Origin of the sequence: Micromonospora sp. WMMD1128 (genome assembly GCF_027497235.1) — a bacterium.
Lineage (GTDB): Bacteria > Actinomycetota > Actinomycetes > Mycobacteriales > Micromonosporaceae > Micromonospora.
On the sequence record NZ_CP114902.1, the window covers coordinates 2,681,335 to 2,701,900 of the forward strand.

The following is a 20,566-nucleotide window of genomic DNA, read 5'->3' on the forward strand; positions in this document are numbered from 1 at the left end:
GTGGTGGGTCACGGCGTACCTCCGGTGGTGGTGGCGGTCACGGCGCGCCTCCCGTCGTGGTGGTGGCGTCCGGCGGTGGTGCGGTGCCACCGGTCGGGGGGACCGCGAGGGCGGTGCCGGCCGGCACCGCAAGCGGGTCGGCGATCCGGTTGTGCTCTGCCAGCAGCCGCCAGCGCAGCGGCGAACCCAACGCGTCGTGGGCGAGCAGGTCGAACCGCACCCCGGACCAGCCCGGCTCGGCCGCGCCGTCCGCGGCGGCGACCACCGCGGAACCGGGCGCCACGGTGGGCGTGCCCGCCGCCGCCAGCTCCTCCTCGAAGCCGGCGCGGGCCGCCTCGGCGGTCTCCGCCACCCGGACCAGCCGCAGGCGCAGCCAGGAGCGGCGTGGCGTGCCGGTGAGCGTGAACGCGTCGAAGCGCTCCGCGATCGCCGCGATCACGCCCGGCACGTTCCAGGTCTTGCCCCACACCAGGCGGACCAGCGGCGGGCGGGGCCAGCCGTGCTCCACCGCCGAGTTCTCGGCCAGCATCCACAGCGGGCGGGTCAGCGCGCGGACGTCCTCGGGGCGGGCCGGGGACTCCACGAAGTCGACGTCGAAGAGCAGGTCCAGCACCAGCTCGGTACGCCCGCCGCCGGTGAACACGAGCGGGTCGTCGGCCAGCCCGGCGCCGGTCAGCGCACCGTCCGGGCCGCCCCGCGGCCGTACCCCGGCCAGCCGGGTGACCTGCACGGTCTCCGGGTTGAGCAGGCAGTCGACCCGGGTGCCGGACTCGTCCACGAGGAAGGCGACGCGTTCCATCAGCCACCCGCCTGTTCCCGGTCCAGTCGGACCGCGTCACCCCACGGGGCCGCCCGCGTCGCCGCCCGGGGCGCCGGATCGTCGGGCAGCGCCGGCCACGGATCCCGGGCGGGTGTCACCATGGACTGGTCCGGCAGCACCGGCCACGGCCCCGGGCGTACGACATGCTCCCGCCCGCCCGCCGTCGGCTTCGGGTGCGTTTCTTGTCGTCCCGGCGACGACAGGTGCACCCGAACCCGATCGCGACCCGGCGCGTGGCCGGCGGATCCGGACCCGGTGTGCGCGGCGCGCGTACCCCGGTGTGGTGGGGCGAGCGGATGATCGGGCGCGAACCACAGCGGCCCGCCGCCGGGATCCGTCGGGTACGCGCTGCCCGCCGAGGTCCCGGCGGCCACGCCTGCCGCCGATCCAGCGGTGCCGCCGCCTCCGGTGCCGCCGGTGCCGCCTCGACCTCGGCCGGTGCGTCCCCGGTCGACGGCTCGGACCGCGTCAGCCGCCCTCCGGCCGGACCCCGTCCCGTTCGCGCCCGTCCCGTTCGCGCCCGTCCCGGTCGTGTCCGTCCCGGTCGCGCCCGTCCCGTTCGCGCCCGTCCCGGTCGGGTGTGACGGAGCGGTTGATCCCTCGGTCCCGGACCCCGATCCGGTCGGATCGGTTGCGCCGGCCCGACCATCCGGGTCGGCTGCGGCGACGGTGGTGGGCGAGGAGTACGCCCCCGCGACACCCGGTCGGGTTTCCGCGCTGGTCGTCACCGGTCCCGGCCCCTGCCCGGCCGCACCGGCTCCGGCCGGTCGTGGGCCGTGCCATGCCGTTCCGGCTGGTCCTGGGCCCGGCGGTCCCGCCGCTCGTGCGCCGTTCCACGTTGGTCCCGCGACTGTCCCCGCCTGGCCGGCGTCGGCTCGCGGCGGAGCTGCGCCGGCTGCCAAGGTCCCGGGGTACGGGGCGCCGAGATGACTGTCGGGCGCGGCACCGGTCACGCCGGAGCGCCATCCCGGCCCGGTGACGCCGTCCCCAGGTCGACCAGTTCGGCCGGGTCCGGCGAATCCGCCGGCCGGCCCCGCACCGCCCGGACCGTGTGCGTCGCCCGGCCAGCCGTGGTGACCGGGCGACATGCCCGCCGGATCGTGGACGGAACTCGCGCGCGACCCCTCTCCACCGCGGCCCTCCGAGAACCCGGCCGTGACGGAGGTGCCGGCGACGAGCCGCGTCACCACCTCCCGCCACCGCCGCAGCACCTCACCCACGAGCCCGAACCCGCCCCGAGCCCTCCGCTTCTCGCCCCACCCCCAATCCCCACCCTGCCCCGGCCCCCCGACCCGCCCCGGCCCCCCGACCCGCCCCGGCCCCCCGGCTGGCCCCTCCCCGAAATATGAGTTCTCCGTCCCACTCTCCGGAAGCCGGCGTAGATCTTGGTACGAAACGGCCCCTCCAGGGGCCGTTTCGTACCAAGATCTGGCCGGCCCACCCGCGGACCCTCCGGTGATCAAGGAGTTCGCGTCGGAAATGAGGTCGGAGCCGACGCCAACTCCTTGATCGACGGGCCGGGGCAGGTCGTGGAGGAGGCCGGGGGCGTGGGCGGCCACCAGGCGGAGCCAGTGCTCCGGCGGCTCGCCGGGACGACGTGGGAACGGGTCGGTCGAGCGTGGGGCGGTGGGGAGGCGGTTGGCTGGCTGCGCGGCGGTGGGGAGGCGGTGGGCGGGGCGCAGGGCGGCGGGGAGACGGTCGGTCGGGCGTGGGGCCGGTGCGGGCGGAGGGTCGGCGGAGGTGGCGAGGCGGTCGGCGGTGACCCGCAGGGCGCGGGCCAGCCGATCACGCGGTCGCCGGGGCGGCGGCACTGCCGGACTCCAGTTCCAATCCCTCGTACGCCAGGGTCAGCGCCTCGATGGCGATCTCCTGGGAGAGGGTGTTCAGGTGGGCGCCCCGCCACCGGGTGGGCCAGGCGTTGATCATGTTCCAGCGCAGCACCTCGGCGGTGCCGGCCGGGTCGAGCAGCACCACCGACACGTTGCGTCGGTTGACCGTGCCCTTCGCCGCGGCGTTCACCCAGTCCCACAGCTCGCGGGCGTTGGTCAGGCCGAAGTGGAGGGTCACCGGGGCGTACTCCACCTGCCCGGGTACGGCGCGGATGCGCTCGTTGCCGGCCTCCCGGTAGGCCAGCGACGGTATCGCCACCTCGAAGCCGCTGACCTCGGTGAAGTGCCCGTTGGTGACGCCGTTGATGAGCAGCTTGAAGTGGTACGCCCGGTACGGGTCGACGGGTGCGCCCGGCTGCGGCGTGGCCGTGGTCGGCATGTCAGCCTCCGATCGTCTCGGTCTCGGTGCCGCCGGCCCACTGGCTCAGCTTGAACACCACGAACTCCGCGGGCTTGACCACCGCGATGCCGATGTGCGCCACCACCATCCCGGCGTCGCGTACGTCGGCCGGGTTGGTCTCTTCGTCGCACTTGACGAAGAACGCCTCCTCGGGCGTGCGGCCCAGCAGCGCGCCGTCGCGCCACACCCGGGTCAGGAACGCGCCGATGTCGCGGCGGATCGAGCGCCACAGGGTGAAGTCGTTCGGCTCGAACACCATCCAGCGGGTGCCGGCCGCGATGGCCTGCTCGATGGAGATGGAGAGCCGCCGCACGTTCAGGTAGCGCCACTCGCTGGCCTCGGCGGCGAGCGTACGGGCGCCCCAGAGCCGGATGCCCTCGCCGGCGAAGAACCGGATCACGTTGACGCCCTTGGGGTTGAGCACGTCGTGCTCCGGGCGGGTGACCCGGTACGCGAGGTCGACGGCGCCGCGTACCGGCTCGTTGGCCGGCGCCTTGTGCACGCCGCGCAGCGCGTCGGTACGGGCCCAGATGCCGGCCACGTGCCCGCTCGGCGGGGTGAGCACCAGGTCGCCGCTGAGCGGGTCGCGGACCCGGATCCAGGGGAAGTAGAAGGTGGCGAAGTCGGACTGCCGGGGCCGGTCGCCACCGGTGCCGGGCGCGTCGCCGTCGGCGTCCTTCGGCGTACCGTCGGCGGGTTTCCCGGACGCGGCCGACCCGGACGCCGGCTTGGCGGGCGTGGCGACCCGGGTGAGTCGGGAGACGTCGGCCACCTCCGGCGGTGGGTCGCAGATCGCCACCATGGTGCGCAGCCGTTCGGCGGTGCTGATCAGGGCCTCGTGCGAGACCGGGTCGTGGTAGCCGGGCGCGGCCAGGATGGAGATCTCGTCGATCGCCTCCAGCACCTCCAGGCCGCCGCGTCGCCCGCGGGTGCCGGTGAGCTGGCCGCCCTCGCCGACGTTCACCACCCAGCAGCGGGTGCCGCCGTTGTCGAGGAAGCCGAACACGGCCCGGGCCAGCGGGGTGCTCTCCAGGTGCTCGCCGTCGGCGTAGAGGCGCAGGAAGTCGGTCCAGCTGTTGACCGCCTGCGGTCGGTCGACGTGGGCGGTCCGGTCCGGCGCGACCCCGACGAAGGCGGCGGTGCTCGTGCCGACCGGCCCGATCGGGCGGGCCCCGGAGGGCACCTCCTCGACGTAGATGCCGGGGGAGAAGTAGGTGGGCATCGGTCCTCCTGGGGAGTCAGTCGGGGGCGCGGACGACGACCAGGTCGTCGCCGGCCGGGTCCAGTTCGGCGGTGTGGACCCGGCCCCGGCCGATCAGCCGGATCCGCACCGGACGGTCCGGCGCGTCGGGGTCGTGCGGCACGCCGACCAGCCGGAACCGGCCGGCGGCGTCGGTCTCGGTGGCCTGGGCGGTGCCGACCAGCTCCACCCGCATCGCGGCCAGCGGCTGGCCCTGCGGCCCCACCACCCGACCGTCGAGGGTGCGCAGTTCGAGCTGGCGGAGTTGAAGCGGCTGCCGCACCGGCGGCGCGGTCGGCGTCGGACGGTCGATCCGGACCGGCACGTCGAGCAGCAACGCCGGCCGGGGCGCCACGCCGAGCGCCCGCCACAGCGCCGGGTCGCCGGCGGCGAGCACCAGCTCCGCGTGGCCGCCCTCGGCGGCTGCGGCGAGCACCCGGTCCAGCGCCGGCAGCGCCGCCGGCCCGCCGCCGCTGACCAGCAGCCGGACCACGAAGCGGTACGGCTCGCGTGCCGTACCGCCGGACGCGGTCTGCCGGGCCGGCCGCAGCTCCAGCGGCCAGACGGTGAGGCCGCCGGCCGGGTCGTCGCGGGGCGGGCCGACCGGGACGGGCTCGCCCGCTGTCCCGGTCAGCCAGGTCGCGACGTCCGCGACGGCCGTCTCGATCGCACCGGTCATCGCGGTGGCGTCCCCTGGATGCGGTACGCGATGGCCTCGTTCCAGACGTGCGGGTAGACGCCGATCTCGAAGTAGCGGGTGAACCTGTTGATCGGCGCGTTGGTGTGGTCGTGCCAGAGCAGCCATACCGGGGCGATGGTGAACAGCGCGTAGTTGAGCGCGACGAGTGGCAGGTAGAGCGGGCCGAGCAGCCGGGCCTGGAACACGTGCACGTCCTCGTGCCGTTGGATGCCGGGGCTGGACCCGGCGCAGACCGTGCCGATGGTGGTGGCGTAGCGGGGCGAGACGCCCTCGAGCACGTTGACCCGGCCGCTGCCGGCCGAGACGACCCGGTCGAGCTGGTGGCCGAAGACCAGGTGCAGGGCCAGGTAGAGCGCCCCGGCGAACGTGTTGAGCAGGCTCCACGTGTGGTCGACCACGAAGAGGAGGATCCCCTTCGGGCTGGCGTGGTAGGTGCCGGCGGAGGTGGCCGCCCAGCCGAAGGGCGCGCCGACGAGCAGGCCGACGACGGCGCCGACAAGCAGGCCGACGGTGCCGGCGGCGGCCTGCCCGAGCACGGCGCCGAAGACGGTCTGGACGGCGGCGCTGAGGATGCCGAAGATCATGTCCGGTCACCTCTCTCAGACCCAGGAGCGGACGAAGCGGGGCTCGTTTCCCTGGGCGAGCTGGGTGGGCGACGCCTGCGTCGCCTGCCGGTTGCCCGGGGGGAGTTGGTTGATGCCGAGCGCGGCGGAGAAGATGACCAGCCCGTTGAAGAACGCGATGATCCACTTTTCCGGGCCGGCGTCGGCGAACGCGGCGGTGAGGTAGGACAGCAGGAGCGCGAAGCCCAGCGCGACCCACTTGCGGGCCTTGTCGCCGCTCGGTCCGATCAGGCCGCCGATGACGTTCGTGGCGAGCAGGGTGGCGGCGCTGGCGCCGGTGAGGCTGCCCAGGGCGGCCCAGGTGAAGAGATCGTTCACGATGATCCCCCTTGTCGACGGTGTGGTGGTGCGGTCGGGTGAGGTGGTGCGGGGGGTCCGGTGGCGGGCCCGGTAGGTGCCGTGTCCTTGCTGCCGCCCCGGGAGCGGCGCAGCAGCAGGACGACCACCACGGCGACGACCAGCAGCAGCACGACCACCCCGCCGACGACCGGCAGCCAGGGGAACGAGCCACCACTGACCACGGCGGCGGCCGGGCTGGTGGCGGGGGGTGGCGGCGCTTCGGCGACGGCCCGCAGCTCGGCCGGCTTGGGCTGGTTGGCGACCACCTTCCAGCTCACCGAGCGCCCGGTGATCGTGCCGTTGGTGTCGAGCACCCGGCCGGGGAACGTCACGGATATCTCCAACTCCATCAAGGTCATGAAAGCCTGCTGGTTCCGCGGATCCTGCTCGGCCACCTTTCCGCCGTATTTCTGGGGATCAAGCGGAAGCGTGAAGCGATAGAGATCATCGTCCCGAACAAGATTCACGCTCTCGCTCGTGAATTGCGCCAGCGGCGTTTTCCGGTACGTGATCTGAATGCCGTAGAAGGTGGCGTCCTCGTACCGGGTCTCGGTGCCGGCGGGAAGCGTGGGAATGTTCTGCCGCAGTTCGGCGAAGGCCACCGCGACGTCCGGGTTGCGCTGCTTGAGCACGGACTTCTGCGCGGTCAGCAGCAGTTGGCCGGAGATCGTGTCGTCGGGGTTCACGGTCAACCCGAGATTGAGCTGCATGCAGCCGCTCAGTGCCGCCACGAGGGCGAGACACACCGCTAGGCGAAAGGCCCGGCTGCGGCGGAGTCTCGAATTCATGCGCTCAGTGTGAGCGGTCGTGCCGGGCTCGGCAGTCAGCGATCGGCCGCCGCTCTGTCGCCGATCTTACCGGTTTCCTCTCCCATTCGGACGACCTCGGAAACGCGCCCGCTCGATATTCTGAAAGGTTGTCGCAACTCCTTTCCCGGCGCCGGCCGAGCCAGGGTGATCCACCAGGTCAGGTGCCGGCGATCACTGCCGGCCGGCCCGCGAGGCCGCAGGATGGTGGGGGCGCGACAGGAAGGCGGGCGATGGCGACGGTGACCAGGGGACGGGTCGGACCGGCCGTACGCGAGGCGGCCGGGCGGCTGCGGCGCGGCTGGCTGCCGGTGGTCGAGGCGACCCTCGCCGCCACCGTCGCCTGGATGCTCGCCACCCGCCTCGTCGGTCACCCGCAACCGTTCTTCGCCCCCGCCGCCGCGCTGATCGTGCTCGGTCAGGCGCGGGGCCAGCGGATCCGCCGGGCGGTGGAGGTGGTGCTCGGCGTGGCCGCCGGCGTGCTCGTCGCCGACCTGGTGGTGCAGGCGCTCGGCCCGCGTACCACCTGGACCGTGCTCACCGTCATCCTGCTCACCGTCTCGCTGGCGGTGGCGGTCGGGGCCAGCTCGGTGACCGTGGTGCAGGCCGCCGTCTCCGCGCTCTACCTCGTGGTGGTGTCGCCGCCGACCGAGTCGCTGATCCCGTTCCGGTTCGTCGACGCGCTGATCGGCGGCGCGGTGGCGGTGGTCGCCAGTCAACTCGTCGACGCCCGCCGGCCGCTCGCCCCGCTCGTCGCCGAGTTCCGGCACACGTTCGCGGAGCTGGCCGAGGTGCTCGACGAGATCGCCGACGCGCTCGACCGCGGCGACGACACCGCCGCCCTGGCCGCGCTGGACCGGGCCCGGCACGCCGACGCCGGGGTGGAGCGGCTGCGCGACGCGGTCCAGGCCGCCGGCGAGGCGCTGCGGCTCAACGTCCGCCGCCGCCGGCACCTCGGCCGGCTGCGCTCGGTGGAGGGCTCGATCCGGCAGATCGACTACGCCGTACGCAACGTCCGCGTGCTGGCCCGGGCCGCGGTCACGTTCACCCGCGGCGCGGCGCCCGTCCCGGCCGACCTGGGCGCGACGGTACGCACGCTTGCCGAAGCGGTCCGCTCGGCCGGCGACGCGCTCGCCGCCGACCTGGGCGGGCAGGAGGAGGTCGCCGACGGCCACGCCGCCCGGGTCGACGCGGCGGCGCTGGCGGCGGTGCGCGTGGCCGGGCGGCTCTTCACCGCCGGCCCGAACCTGCCGCTCGCGATGATCATCGGGCAGATCCGGGCCACCGCCATCGACCTGCTGCGCGGCGTCGGCGTGGACGACGACGCCACCGTGCTCAGCCGGGTCGACGCCGCGGTCACCGGGCCGGAGCGCTGACCCCGCTCAGGCGCTCTCCCGGGTCACGAGCGTGGACCCGAACGCGGTCTCCGGCGGGACCGGCGCCTGCGCCAGCACCGCCGACGCCGCGGCGGCGGCGATCCGGTCCACCGGATGGGTCGCGGTGGTCAGCGCCGGGCTGCTCACCGCCGCGTACGGCAGGTCGTCGAAACCGGCCACCGCCACGTCGTGCGGCACCCCCAGGCCCTGCCCGCGCAGCGCGGCGATCACCCCGAACGCGGTGGCGTCGCTCGCCGCGTAGACCCCGTCCACGTCCGGCCACCGCCGCAGCGCCTCCAGTGCCGCCGCGCCACCCCGGGCCGCGGTGAAGTCGCCCGTCACCAGCCGCACCGGCGTCCCCGCCGCGCGCATCAACTCCCGGTAGGCGGTCACCGACCGTTCCGCGCAGGTCAGCCACCGAGGGCCGGTCACCATGACGATATGGCGGCGCCCGGTGGCGTACAGGTGACGCAGCACCGCCCCGGCGCCGGCGGCGTTGTCCACGTCGAACGACGGCACCGTCGCCGAACCCCGGCCGATCGAGGCGACCCGGCCGTGCAACCGGGCCGGCACCGCGTCCAACGCCGCCTGCGTGGTGTTGACCAGGATCACCCCGTGCACGCCCCGGTCCGCGCCGAGCCGGACCAGGCCGGATGGATCGTCGAGCGGCAGCCACTCCAGCGCCACCCCGACCCCGTGCGGCGCGCACACCCGGGACGCGGCGCTCACCACCCGGTGCACGTACGGGTCGTCGAAGACCGAGTCGTCCCGGCCCACCACGGCCACCACCAGCCGCACCCCGGCGCCACGCACCAGCGCCCGGGCCGTGGGGTCCGGCACGTAGCCCAGGTGGTCGGCGGCGGCGCTCACCCGGGCGCGGGCGCCGGCCGAGGCGAAGCCGTAGCCGCCGAGCACCCGCGAGGCGGTGGCCCGGGACACCCCGGCGGCCCGGGCCACGTCGTCGAGCGTGGCCGGTCGTGCGGTCGGCGTACCCATGTGAAGCATCATGCCCGGTCCGGGCCGTGCGAGGTAAGGCGTGGGCGCGCTTGTGGTGATAGCGCTCTCAGGTGTGCGATGGTCGTCGGGAACCATTCGGGGAAGGGACGACCGCACCGTGAGCGACACCCTCGACGCGCCGGCCGCGCCACGGCCACCGGCGCCGCGGCCGGTGCTGGCCGCCCGCACCGGCGTCGCCGTCGTCTTCGCCCTCAACGGGCTCGCGGTGGCGAGCTGGTTCTCCCGGGTGCCGGCGGTCCGGGAGGCGCTCGACCTCAGCCCGGGCCGGCTCGGCCTGCTGCTGCTCTGCATGTCGGCGGGCGCGCTGCTGGCCATGCCCGCCGCCGGCCTGGTCACCCAGCGGCTCGGCCCGGCCCGCACGGTGGTCGTGGCGACCGTGCTGGTCGCGCTCGGCATGACCGTCGCCGGCCTGGCCACCGGGCTGGCCGGCTGGGTGGTCGGCGTCGGGCTCGGCGTCGCCGCGTTCGGCTTCGGCTCCGGCCTGTGCGACGTGGCGATGAACGTCGAGGGCGCGGCGGTGGAGAAGCGGCTCGGGCGCACCATCATGCCCCGGTTCCACGCCGCCTGGAGTCTCGGCTCGGTCGCCGGGGCGGGGCTCGGCGCCGGCGCCGCCAAGCTCGGCGTACCCATCCAGGTGCACCTGCCGGTCCTGGCGGTGCTGATCCTGACCGGCACGCTGCTCGGCGCCCGGTCGTTCCTGTCCGCGCCGGCCGAGACGGGCGACGCGGGCGAGCCGGCGGCCCGGCGGCGGGCGCTGCTGGCCGCCTGGCGGGAGCCGCGCACCCTGCTGGTCGGCCTGCTGGTGCTGGTCATGGCGTTCACCGAGGGCAGCGCCAACGACTGGCTGGCGGTGGCGTTCGTGGACGGGTACGGCGTCGACGAGGCGGTCGGCGCCGCCGTGTTCGGCGTGTTCGTGGTCGGGATGACGCTGGGCCGCACCGCCGGCACGGTCGCCATCGACCGCTGGGGTCGGGTGCCGGTGTTGTTCGGCACCATCGGCATCGCCGTCGCCGGCACCGCCCTGACCGTGCTGGCCGGCTCCGGCCCGCTCGCCGTGGTCGGCGTGGCGCTGTGGGGGATCGGCGCGTCGCTCGGGTTCCCGGTCGGGATGAGCGCCGCCGCAGACGACGAGGACAGGGCCGCCGCCCGGGTCAGCGTGGTCGCGGTGATCGGCTACACCGCGTTCCTCGCCGGGCCGCCGCTGCTGGGCTTCCTCGGCGACCACTTCGGCGTGTTGAACGCGCTCGGCCTGGTGCCGCTGCTCCTGCTGCCCACGCTCGCGCTGGTGCCGGTGCTCCGCCCGCCCGCGGGCGCGGAGCCGTCCGCCCGCTGAGCGGGGCCCAGCCGACTCCTACGATCCTCCCAGCCGCCTGCCAGGCGGGCGTGCTGCACTGGGACTCCGACGGCGAGGAGAGGAGGCGGGCATGCGTTGGTTCAGCCGACGGGCCGCCGACCCGACGACCCCGACGAAGCTCGACCGCGAGGCGAACCGGGAGGACCTGGCGCAACTGGAGGCGTTCGTGACCAGCCGGCGCGGCGTCGAGTTCTACCTGGAACCGGAGACCACCGCCACCGACACCACGGTGGTCGCCATCGCCCACGACGGCGAGTGGATCCGCCGCCGCACCGGCTCGCCCCGGGTCGCCGGCACGATCGCCAGGCGACACGCGGTGCCGCTCTACGAGGCGGCCCGCACCGGCTACCCGGAGCGGATGCGGGCCTGGAACCGGGCGCACCCGGAACGCCGCAAACGCTGACCGCCGCGCTCAGTCGCCGAGCGCGGCGCGGGCCTGATCCCGGCGCAGCGGCTCGTCGTGTGCGGAGACGTACCACTCGACGTGGTCGGAGAGCAGGCTGCGGGCCAGCGCCAGGTCCGGCCCGTCGGTGGGCGTGCGTTCGTGCAGCGGGGGCGGGTACCAGCAGTCGCCGAGCAGCAGCACCCGGGAGTCCGGCACCAGCACCACCGTCGAGTCCGGGGCGTGCCGGCCACCGACGTGCCGCAGCACCACGCCGGTCGGCAGCATCAGCTCGTCGGTGAACGTGCGGGTCGGCGGCAGCACCGCGAAGTCGTCCCAGTCGTCCACCGCGAGCGCCCGGGCCCGGTGGCTGGGCCCGAGCCGGGGCTCGGCGCGTACCCCCTCCCGCAGGTGCCGGTGGCTCCACGGGCGGGCCGCCTCGGCACGCAGCGGCTCGACGCCGGCCTCGTGGCCGACGATCTCCACGTCCGGCCAGGCGGCGGCGCCCCACACGTGGTCCCAGTGGTGGTGGGTGTAGACCAGCCAGCGCGGCTCCGGCAGCCGGGCCGCGGCGATCCCGGCGCGGATCTCCCGGGCGTGTGCCGGACTGTGGCCGGCGTCGACGAGCACGCTGCCCCGGTCGTCGGCCACGACCGCCACGGCGGGTCGTATCGCGCCGGGGTCGGGGTCGCCGGGGGCCAACCAGACCCGGTCGGCCAGGTGGCGCAGCTCCATGGCGGGATCCTCTCGCAGCTCCGCCGGATGCTATCGCCGTCCCGCGTGGCCGGCTGCCCCGTCAACCGCCGACCGCAATGGCCAGCGCGTACCCGACGAAGGCCGCGCCGAGCCCCGCGACCACGCTGACCAGCACATTCGCGTACGCGTGCAGGCGCGTGCCGGTGCGGGCCAGCGTCAGCGTCTCGTAGCTCAGCGTGGACCAGGTGGTCAGCGCGCCGCAGAAACCGGTGCCGACCAGCGCGGTGACGGCCGGATCGGCCGGCACCGCGAGCACCGCGCCGAGCAGCAGCGAACCGGCCACGTTGACGGTGAGCGTGCCCCACGGGAACGCCGAGTCGTGCCGGGCCTGCACCGCCCGGTCGGTGAGGTAGCGCAGCGGGGCGCCGAGCGCCGCGCCGAGCGCGACCAGCAGGACGGTCACCGGGCCGCCCCCCGCCGCGCGGCCAGCAGCCGGCCGGTCACCACGTCCCCGGCGGCGACCGCCAGCAACGCGCCGAGCACGGTCGCCGCCAGGTAGGCCAGCGCGGTGCCCGGCGCGCCGTCGGTCACCAGGCGTTGCGCGTCGACCACGTACGCGGAGAACGTGGTGAACCCGCCGAGCAGCCCGACGCCGAGGAACGGCCGCGCCAGCGGGCCGGCCGGCCGGGCGGCGAGCACCGCCATCAGCACGCCGATCAGCAGGCAACCGGTGACGTTGACGCCGAACGTGGCCCACGGGAAGCCGGTGGGCGTCCGCGGCACGACGGCCTGCGCGCCGGCGCGGGCCAGCGCGCCGAGCGCGCCGCCGGCGGCGATCACGCCGAGCACCGCCGCCGGGTGCGCGGCCAGCTCCGCCCGGTCGGCGGGTACGCGGAGATCGACGTCGGGGTCGACGCGGGACTCGGGGGGTCGTGCCACGGTGCCTCCCACCAGGACGGGCATCGCTGGCAGGGACCGTTGGCGATGTCGCGGTTCTCCCGGCGTGCCCCGGGACGGCGGGCCCCACCGCCGGTCTCATCCGAGCATAACCCCGCCCCGTCCGCGCCGCCCGCGGCGGGCCCCGGCGACCTGCGGAACGGCGCTGACCTGGCAGGACCCCCGGTACGGGCGTACGGTGATCGGCATCCCGCCCGGCGCGGCGGCGTCGGGCCCGTCGCGCAGGAGGCACCCGTGCAGGACCGCACCCCTCGGCCGGACGAGCTGGATCCCGTCGAGCGGATCGGCGTGGACGAGCTGCGCGCCCTGCAACGGGACCGGTTACGCCGGTCGCTGCGGCACGCGTACGACCACGTGCCGCACTACCGTCGCGCGTTCGACGCCGCCGGCGCGCACCCCGACGACGTACGCGACCTGGCCGACCTGGCCCGCTTCCCGTTCACCGCCAAGGCCGAGCTGCGGGAGAACTACCCGTTCGGCATGTTCGCCGTGCCCCGCGAGCGGATCGCCCGGCTGCACGCCTCCTCCGGCACCACCGGCCGCCCCACCGTGGTCGGCTACACCCGCGCCGACCTGGACACCTGGGCGACACTGATGGCCCGGTCGATCCGGGCGGCCGGCGGCCGGCGCGGCGACCGGGTGCACGTCGCGTACGGCTACGGGCTGTTCACCGGCGGGCTCGGCGCGCACTACGGCGCCGAGGAACTGGGCTGCACCGTGATCCCGGTGTCCGGCGGCATGACCGAGCGCCAGGTCATGCTGATCCGCGACCTCGAACCGGAGGTCATCATGGTCACCCCCAGCTACATGCTGGCCATCGTGGACGAGATGGAACGCCAGGGCGTCGACCCGCGCGCCACCTCGCTGCGGGTGGGCGTCTTCGGCGCCGAGCCGTGGACCGAGGACATGCGCCGGGAGTTGGAACAGCGGCTGGACATGCACGCGCTGGACATCTACGGGCTGTCCGAGGTGATGGGTCCCGGCGTGGCCGTCGAGTGTGTGGAGACCAAGGACGGCCTGCACCTGTGGGAGGACCACTTCTACCCGGAGATCATCGACCCGGTCACCGGCGCGGTGCTGCCCGACGGCGAGCGGGGCGAGCTGGTGCTGACCTCGCTCACCAAGGAGGCCACGCCGGTGGTCCGCTACCGCACCCGGGACCTCACCCGGCTGTTGCCCGGCACGGCCCGTCCGATGCGGCGGATCGAGAAGATCACCGGACGCACCGACGACATGATGATCGTCCGGGGAGTGAACGTGTTCCCGACCCAGATCGAGGAGCTGATCCTGCGTACCCCCGCCCTGTCGCCGCACTTCCAGTGCGTGCTCGACCGGCAGGGGCGGCTGGACACACTCACCGTCCAGGTGGAGCGGCGGGCCGGCGCCGCCGTGGCCGACGCCGAACGGGCCGGCGCGGCGCTGGTCGAGCAGGTCAAGAACACCATCGGGGTCTCGGTGGCGGTCCGGGTGATCGAGCCGGACGGGGTGGAGCGCTCGATGGGCAAGATGCGTCGCATCGTCGACAAGCGGCGGGAGCGCTGAGATGGCGGCGGACGACGGCCGCACCGCGGCGCACGACATGTTCGACGCCGGTCGCACCGCGGCGCACGACATGTTCGACGCCGACGTCGCCTCGAAAGGGCTCGGCATCGAGCTCGTCTCGGCCGGCGGCGGCGCGGCGGTGGCCCGGATGCGGGTCACCCCGGCCATGCTCAACGGGCACGCGATCGGCCACGGCGGCTACGTGTTCCTGCTCGCCGACACCGCGTTCGCGCTTGCGTGCAACAGCCACGGACCGGTCACCGTGGCCGCCGGCGGCGAGATCAGCTTCCTGCGCCCGGTGCGCGAGGGCGACGTGTTGGAGGCGTACGCCACCGAGCGGGCCCGGCACGGCCGCAGCGGCATCTACGACGTGACCGTCCGGCGCGGCGACGAGGTGGTGGCCGAGTTCCGCGGGCGCAGCCGGGTGGTTAAGGAGGGGGCCCCGCTTAACGCCTCCGGTAGAGGAGGGGCCCCCGCTTAACACCCGTGCCCGCCGGGGCGCGCGCCCACGCGGCCCGCCGGGGCGGACACCCGTGCCCGCGGGGGCGCGCGCCCGTCCGGGTCGGAGCGGCCCCGTGCCCGCTCCGACCCGGACCCGGCCGCTCAGGCGGCGACGCCGAGCGGGGTGACGGGTGGCGTGGCGGCCACCCGTCGGCTCCGGCGCACCCGTTCGGGCGGGCCGGTCGTCCACCCGAGCGTCGCCGGGACACGCGGCATGACCCCGGCCCGGACGCCCGGCCCCGTGGCGGGCGCGTCCCGTCCGGTCGCGGCCGTCCGTGGGGGACCGGCCCGGGCGATGCCGGAACCGGCGTACCCAGGTCGTTCGGGCAGCGTCCCGGTCGCGTCGGACCCGTCCGACCGGGACGGCGGGACGGGCGCCGGTCGGGCCCCTCCACCCGACCGGTGCGACCGTCCCGCCCCGAGCGGGCAGATCACCCGCTCGTCGGCGTCCGGCGCGGGGACACCGATCCCGGCGCCCGCCGCGGCCCGAGGGCGCGCGGCGGGAGCATCAGCCGGCTGTCCGGCCGACCGTCGAACCACGAGGGGGCCCGCCCACTCGGGGACCCCGTTGCCGGCTCTGACACCTGGCCGGACGCTCGTGCCCGCTCCGACGTCGGCACCTGCGCCGCCGCCAGCCACCCGACCGATGCCGACGCCGGCTCCCGGACCGATGCCGACGCCGGCTCCCGGGCCGACGCCGACGCCGGCACCTGCGCCGCCGCCGGCTCCCGGACCGATGCCGCCGCCGGCCTCCGGACCGATGCCGATGCCCGGCCCCGCCGCCCCGCCTGGCCCGGCGGCCCGGTCGGTCACACCGGAACCCGTCCCGGCGCCTGGCCGGACGTTCGTGCCCGGTCCGGCGTTCGCGCCCGGACCGGCGTTGGCACGTGCCCTGGTGTCGGCACCCCGGCGGACGAGTGCGCCAGGTCCGGCGTTGACGCCGGTGCGGGCCACGGCGCGGACATCGACGCGGTCGGGGCGGATCGCCGGGACCGGCCCGACGCCGCTGAGCCGGCGGGCGAAGTCCGCCCGTACCGCGCGGGTCAGCCGGTGGGCGGCCACCTGGACCACCACCGGCTCGGCGATGGTCCAGTCCGGCGCTTCCGGTCCACCCGTACCCGCGCCGGCTGCCCGGTCGGCGCGGCGGAGCAGGCCGGTCGCGGCCAGGGCGCGCAGCGCCGGCCCGGACCGCCCGGCCGGCCAGCCGAGCATCCGTTCGACCGTGCCGGCGGCGAGCGTGCCGCCGAGCGCGGCGCCGGCCATCAGCACCGCGCGCTGCGTACCGTCCAACCGGTCCAGCCGGGCGTCCACCCGCCGGCGTACCGGGGCGGGGACCCCGGCCGGCTCGTCCGCGGGGTCGGCCGTCGCGTACGCGGCGGCGACGGCCGGGTTGCCGCCGACCAGCGGCAGCAGCCGGGCGGCGAGCGCGGCGGGCCGTCCGGCCCGGTCGAGCAGGTGCCGCAACAGGCGTCCGGTGTCCCGTGCGCCGAGCGGCGGCAGCCACACCCGGCGGCGACCGCCCGGGGCGGGCCCCGGGTCGGCCCAGCCGGCGCCATGGGTGACGACCACCGCGAGCGCCAGCCGCCGGTCGCCGGCCGCGACCTGCAACTGGCGTAGGAACCGGCGCAGCGCCGGCGCGGCCCGGTCCAGGTCGTCCACGGCCACCACGAGCGGGTTGCCCGCGGCGCGGTCGAGCAGCAGCTCACGGCAGGCCGTGGCGGCCCGGGCCCCGGCCGCCGCGTCGTGCGGCGCGGCGAGGAACGCGGCAAGCGCGGCGCCGCCCACCGCCGTGCCGGACAGCGGACGTACGGTGGCTGCCCGGCCGGTCGGGTCCGGTGCGAGCAGCGCGCGCACCAGGTCGGCGACTGGCGCGAGGTCCCCGTCGGGGTACGGCGGGCAGTGCGCCACGCACCAGCGCACCGTCGCGCCGTCCACCGTGGGCACGGCGCGGGTCAACTCGTGCAGGAGCCGACTGCGACCGCTGCCCGGCGGCCCGGTCAGCGAGATCCACCGTGGTCGGCGTTCCCGCAGCGCACGGGTCACCTCGTCGGCCGCGCCGGCCAGTTCCCGCCGCCGGCCGACGAGCGGCTCGTGGTGCCGGGCCGGCTGGCGCCGGGACACCCCGGTGACCCGCCACACGTCGAGTGGCACCGCCTTGCCGGCGATCGTCACGGTCGCGAGTCGACGCTGTTCCACGAGCCCGGCGACCGCCCGCCGGGTGCTCGGGCAGACCACCACCCCGCCGGGTGGCGCGTACGCCTGGAGCCGGGCGGCGGTGGTGATGACCGCGCCGCTCGCCGCGCCGTGGCCGCCGTCGCGGGCGCCGACGAGGTCGACGAGCACCTCGCCGGTCGCCACGCCGACCCGGACCCGCAGCCGGGTCTCGTCCGGCGTCCGCCGGTCCAGCGCCGCCTGGATCTCGAGTCCGGCCCGGACCGCCCGGTACGCGTCGAAGCCGTCGCAGTCGTGCGCGCCGAACAGCGCCATCACCGCGTCGCCCACGTATTTCTCCACCACGCCCCGCCACCGGCGCAGCACTCCGGACACGGTGCCGAAGTAGACCCGTTGCAGCGTCCGGACGTCCTCCGGGTCGAGTCGTTCCACCAGGCCGGTCGAGCCGACGATGTCGACGAAGAGCACGGTGACGGTGCGGCGTTCCTCCGGCACCGGCCAGCGCGCCGCGGTGACGGCTTCCCGACTCCCCACGGGCGTGGTGATCAACATCGCACCCACCCTTTCCCTGGTCCGGTGCCCGACGACCTCCGGACACTGTCACCACCGGGTCCTCGGGGGATCGGTAGGACGACGTATGTCGACCACGCGCAACCGTTAGTCGTGTTGTCGACGCGAGAGGTACGAGTGGAGCCATAAGGCCGTAGAACGGTCCGGGACCCTGTGACTAGGCTGCGTTCCATGGCCAGCGACGTGGACACCGCACCGCTCGTCGGCCGGGCCGGGACCGTGGCGACGTTGCGGTCGGCGCTGCTCGACGGCGTCGCGCCCGGGCACACCGCGGCGGTGTTCCTCACCGGCGAGAGCGGGGTGGGCAAGACCCGGCTGCTCGCCGAGGTCGGGGACCGGTTGCGGCAGGCCGGCGCGCTGGTGCTCACCGGCACCTGTCTCGACATCGGCGACGCCTCGCCGCTGCACCCGGTGCGTCAGGCGTTGCGTCGGCTCGACGCCGACCAGGCCGAGGCGCGCACCACCTCGGCGGTCCGTGGCCTGCTCCAGGTCTTCGACGAGGAGAATCCCGGTCCGGACGGCGCCGGCGCGCTGCTGGAACGCGTCGCCCAGGGCCTGCACCTGGTGGCCGGCGGTCGGCCTCTGGTGCTCGTCCTCGACGACCTGCAGTGGGTCGACCGGAGCACCCGCCAGCTCCTGCTCTATCTGCTCGCCGGCCTGGGCGACCTGCAACTGTCGGTGCTCGCCGCGATCCGCGCCGAGGCGCTGCGGGGCGCGCACCCGCTACGCCGGGTGCTCACCGAGCTGCGCCGGTTGCGCTCGGTCCGGGTGGTCGACCTGCTGCCGCTGGACCGGGCCGGCACGGACGAGCTGGCCGCCGCGATCGCCGGCGCGCCCCTGCCCCAGGACGCCGCCGACCTGCTGTGGCAGCGCAGCGGCGGCAACCCGTTCGTGGTGGAGGAGCTGGCCCGTGACCGGCGCGACGGCCGCGACGGTCTCTCCGACACGCTGCGCGAGGTCTTCCTGGACCGGGTCGACGCGCTGCCCCAGCCGGCGCACGCGGTGGTGCAGGCGGTCGCCGCGGGCGTCGAGCCGGTCGAGCACTGGCTGCTGGGCCAGGTGGTGCGGTTGCCCGAGGACGAGCTGCTCGACGCGGTGCGCGAGGCGGTGGCGCACCGCCTGCTGGTCGGCGCCGACGAGGGCTACCGGCTGCGGCACCGGCTGGTCGCCGAGATCCTCGCCGGTGAGCTGCTGCCCGCCGAGCGGGCCGCGCTGCACCGCCGCTACGCCGAGGCGCTCACCGCCGTACCGGCCGAGCTGCACCAGGCCCGGCTGGCCCACCACTGGCGGCAGGCCGGCGAGCCGGCCCGGGCGCTGCCGGCGGCGATGGCCGCCGCCCGCGAGGCGGAACGACTGCACGGGTACGCCGAGGCGCACCGCCACTGGTCCGCCGCGCTGACCCTGGCGGCCACCCCGCCGCCGGTGCCGTCGGACGGCAGCCGACCCGAGCCGGTCGAGGTGGACCGCGCCGAGCTGCTCAGCAACGCCGCCGAGGCCGCGCACCACAGTGGCGAGCACGCCCGGGCGCTGAGCCTGCTGGCGGAGCTGTCCGCCGAGCCGACCGGCCCGCCGGCCTGCGCGCTGCACATCCGGCGGGCCCGCTACCTGGCCGCCGCCGGCCGCTCCGCCCCGGCGGAGGAGGAATACCGGCGGGTGCTCGACTCGGCCGACTGCACCCCGCGCGAGCGGTGCACGGCCGCGGCCCGGCTGGCCGAGCTGCTGCTGCACCTGGGCCGCTACGCCGAGGCCGGCGACCAGGCCCGGGAGGCGCTCGACCTGGCCGCCGGGGTGCCCGGCTCCACCTCGGAGGTGGTGCTCGCCAGCGCCGCGCTGGGCTTCAGCGAGGCGTTCCTGGAGGACCCGACCGCCGGGCTGGCGGTGATGCGGCGGGCCCTGGACACCGCCGAGCGTTCCGGCCGGCCGGAGGACGTGGCCTGCGCCTACCTGCACCTGGCCGAGTTGCTCACCGGGCCGCTCAACATCTGCGAGGAGGGGGTGGTGGTGGCCCGCCGGGGCGCCGAGCGCGTCGCCGAGCTGGGGCTCGGCCGCACCTGGGAGACGCGGCTGCTGGCGGTGGCGACGAACGGGCTGTTCCGGGTGGGGCAGTGGGCGGAGGCGGAGAAGGTCGTCGCCGCCGCGCTGCGGCACCGCCCGTCCGGCGCGGACGCGGTCGAGCTGCTGCTGGCCCGCTGCCGGCTCTCCGTCGGGTACGGCGACGTCGAGGCCAGCGACCGCGACCTGGAGGCCGTCGCCACGGTGCTGGCCGGCGGCGGGGCCCGGCACGTGCTGCCGATGCTCATCCTGCGCGCCGGGCTGGCGATGTGGCAGGGCCGGCACGACCTGGCCCGGCAGGCCGTCCAGCGGGGCCTGACCGAGAGCCGCTCCGACGACGTCATCGTGCTGGCCACGCTGGCCTGGCACGGGTTGCGCGCGGAGGCCGAGGCGGCGGCCAGCCGTACGGTCGAGGTGGATCCGACGGCGGTGCGCCGGCTGCGCGAGGTGGTCGACCGGGTGGCCGGCAAGAGCGAGAAGGCGGGCGCGCCGGTGCGGTACGTCGCCGACGGTTTCCTGGCGCTGTGCGCCGCCGAGCTGAGCCGGCTGGACGACGGCCGGGGCGATCCGGAGCTGTGGGGTCGCTCCGCCACCGAGTGGGACCGGCGTCACCATCCGTACCCGGCGGCGTACTCTCGCCTGCGGCAGGCCGAGGCGCTGCTGGCCCGGCGTAGCCGGGTGGCCACCGCCGGCAAGCTGCTGCGCCAGGCGCACGCGATGGCGCTGTCGCTCGGCGCGGTGCCGTTGAGCGCGGAGATCCGTACGCTGGCCGGCCGGGCCCGGATCACCCTGGAGGACGCGCCGACCCTCGCGCCGGTGCCCCGGCAGCGGGTGGCGGCGCCGGCCGTGCCGGCGGTGGACGAGTTGGCGGACCTGACCGCGCGGGAGCGGGAGGTGCTCGCCGCGGTGGCCGAGGGGCTGACGAACAAGGAGATCGGCCAGCGGCTGTTCATCAGCGAGCGGACCATCGGCGTGCACGTGTCGCACATCTTCGACAAGCTCCACGTCCGCACCCGGGTGCAGGCCAGCGCCATCTTCCTGCGTAACCGGCCGGTATAGACGTACGTCGGCAATACGTCGTTCTACTGATCCGACGCGTGTCCGGCGGCTGGCAGGCTGTCCGACGGAAT

Annotated in this window: 19 protein-coding genes; 6 read left to right on the forward strand and 13 right to left on the reverse strand. The window is 75.8% G+C overall.

Annotated features, from left to right (window positions below):
• Window positions 1-37 precede the first annotated feature (37 nt).
• The 8 genes from O7602_RS12235 to O7602_RS12270 all read right to left on the reverse strand — a co-directional run bounded on the left by O7602_RS12235 (window position 38) and on the right by O7602_RS12270 (window position 6,721).
• Window positions 38-799, reverse strand: a complete 762-nt coding sequence (locus O7602_RS12235; RefSeq protein WP_281588875.1) for a hypothetical protein — start codon at window positions 797-799, stop codon at window positions 38-40.
• Window positions 799-921: a hypothetical protein gene (locus O7602_RS12240; RefSeq protein WP_281588877.1), complete on the reverse strand. Its 123-nt coding sequence runs from the start codon at window positions 919-921 to the stop codon at window positions 799-801. The genes O7602_RS12235 and O7602_RS12240 overlap by 1 nt, the downstream gene beginning before the upstream one ends.
• 1,684 nt (window positions 922-2,605) lie before the next feature.
• Window positions 2,606-3,088: a phage tail protein gene (locus O7602_RS12245; RefSeq protein WP_091055932.1), complete on the reverse strand. Its 483-nt coding sequence runs from the start codon at window positions 3,086-3,088 to the stop codon at window positions 2,606-2,608.
• Window position 3,089: 1 nt separating this feature from the next.
• Window positions 3,090-4,331, reverse strand: a complete 1,242-nt coding sequence (locus O7602_RS12250; protein WP_281588882.1) for a phage tail sheath subtilisin-like domain-containing protein — start codon at window positions 4,329-4,331, stop codon at window positions 3,090-3,092.
• Between the two features lie 16 nt (window positions 4,332-4,347).
• Entirely contained in the window at window positions 4,348-5,028 is a 681-nt protein-coding gene (locus O7602_RS12255; RefSeq protein WP_281588884.1) for a carboxypeptidase-like regulatory domain-containing protein, read from the reverse strand.
• Window positions 5,025-5,633, reverse strand: coding sequence for a glycine zipper family protein (locus tag O7602_RS12260; RefSeq protein WP_281588886.1), 609 nt, complete (start codon window positions 5,631-5,633; stop codon window positions 5,025-5,027). The genes O7602_RS12255 and O7602_RS12260 overlap by 4 nt, the downstream gene beginning before the upstream one ends.
• 15 nt (window positions 5,634-5,648) lie before the next feature.
• Window positions 5,649-5,990, reverse strand: a complete 342-nt coding sequence (locus O7602_RS12265) for a hypothetical protein (RefSeq protein WP_281588887.1) — start codon at window positions 5,988-5,990, stop codon at window positions 5,649-5,651.
• Window positions 5,987-6,721, reverse strand: a complete 735-nt coding sequence (locus tag O7602_RS12270; protein WP_281588889.1) for a DUF3153 domain-containing protein — start codon at window positions 6,719-6,721, stop codon at window positions 5,987-5,989. The genes O7602_RS12265 and O7602_RS12270 overlap by 4 nt, the downstream gene beginning before the upstream one ends.
• Window positions 6,722-7,050: 329 nt before the next feature.
• On the opposite strand from O7602_RS12270, the gene O7602_RS12275 reads away from it, so the two are divergent.
• A complete protein-coding gene (locus O7602_RS12275; RefSeq protein WP_281588891.1) occupies window positions 7,051-8,193 on the forward strand; it encodes an FUSC family protein in 1,143 nt (380 codons plus the stop codon).
• A gap of 6 nt (window positions 8,194-8,199) precedes the next feature.
• Here the strand turns inward: O7602_RS12275 and O7602_RS12280 are convergent, their stop codons facing one another.
• Window positions 8,200-9,189 (reverse strand): LacI family DNA-binding transcriptional regulator, encoded by a 990-nt coding sequence (locus tag O7602_RS12280; RefSeq protein ID WP_281588893.1) that lies wholly within the window; start codon window positions 9,187-9,189, stop codon window positions 8,200-8,202.
• Between the two features lie 118 nt (window positions 9,190-9,307).
• Between O7602_RS12280 and O7602_RS12285 the strand changes: the two genes are divergently transcribed.
• Entirely contained in the window at window positions 9,308-10,543 is a 1,236-nt protein-coding gene (locus O7602_RS12285; protein WP_281588895.1) for an MFS transporter, read from the forward strand.
• Window positions 10,544-10,634: 91 nt separating this feature from the next.
• A complete protein-coding gene (locus tag O7602_RS12290) occupies window positions 10,635-10,967 on the forward strand; it encodes a hypothetical protein (RefSeq protein WP_281588896.1) in 333 nt (110 codons plus the stop codon).
• A gap of 9 nt (window positions 10,968-10,976) precedes the next feature.
• On the opposite strand, the gene O7602_RS12295 is transcribed toward O7602_RS12290, so the two are convergent.
• The 3 genes from O7602_RS12295 to O7602_RS12305 form a co-directional block, all read right to left on the reverse strand.
• Window positions 10,977-11,681, reverse strand: coding sequence for an MBL fold metallo-hydrolase (locus O7602_RS12295; protein ID WP_281588897.1), 705 nt, complete (start codon window positions 11,679-11,681; stop codon window positions 10,977-10,979).
• A 61-nt stretch (window positions 11,682-11,742) separates the two neighbouring features.
• Window positions 11,743-12,105 carry a fluoride efflux transporter CrcB gene (crcB, locus tag O7602_RS12300; protein WP_281588899.1) on the reverse strand — a complete coding sequence of 121 codons (363 nt, stop codon included), beginning with the start codon at window positions 12,103-12,105 and terminating at the stop codon, window positions 11,743-11,745.
• Window positions 12,102-12,605, reverse strand: coding sequence for a CrcB family protein (locus tag O7602_RS12305; protein WP_281588901.1), 504 nt, complete (start codon window positions 12,603-12,605; stop codon window positions 12,102-12,104). The genes crcB and O7602_RS12305 overlap by 4 nt, the downstream gene beginning before the upstream one ends.
• 228 nt (window positions 12,606-12,833) lie before the next feature.
• On the opposite strand from O7602_RS12305, the gene paaK reads away from it, so the two are divergent.
• The gene (gene paaK, locus O7602_RS12310; RefSeq protein WP_281588903.1) at window positions 12,834-14,141 is read left to right on the forward strand and encodes a phenylacetate--CoA ligase PaaK; all 1,308 of its coding nucleotides are present in this window, start codon (window positions 12,834-12,836) and stop codon (window positions 14,139-14,141) included.
• A gap of 1 nt (window position 14,142) precedes the next feature.
• Complete coding sequence (gene paaI, locus O7602_RS12315) at window positions 14,143-14,622, forward strand: hydroxyphenylacetyl-CoA thioesterase PaaI (RefSeq protein WP_281588905.1); 480 nt, start codon at window positions 14,143-14,145, stop codon at window positions 14,620-14,622.
• Window positions 14,623-14,744: 122 nt separating this feature from the next.
• Here the strand turns inward: paaI and O7602_RS12320 are convergent, their stop codons facing one another.
• Window positions 14,745-17,366 carry an adenylate/guanylate cyclase domain-containing protein gene (locus O7602_RS12320; protein WP_281588906.1) on the reverse strand — a complete coding sequence of 874 codons (2,622 nt, stop codon included), beginning with the start codon at window positions 17,364-17,366 and terminating at the stop codon, window positions 14,745-14,747.
• 189 nt (window positions 17,367-17,555) lie between these two features.
• On the opposite strand from O7602_RS12320, the gene O7602_RS12325 reads away from it, so the two are divergent.
• A complete protein-coding gene (locus O7602_RS12325) occupies window positions 17,556-20,495 on the forward strand; it encodes a helix-turn-helix transcriptional regulator (RefSeq protein WP_281588908.1) in 2,940 nt (979 codons plus the stop codon).
• The last annotated feature ends 71 nt before the right edge of the window (window positions 20,496-20,566 follow it).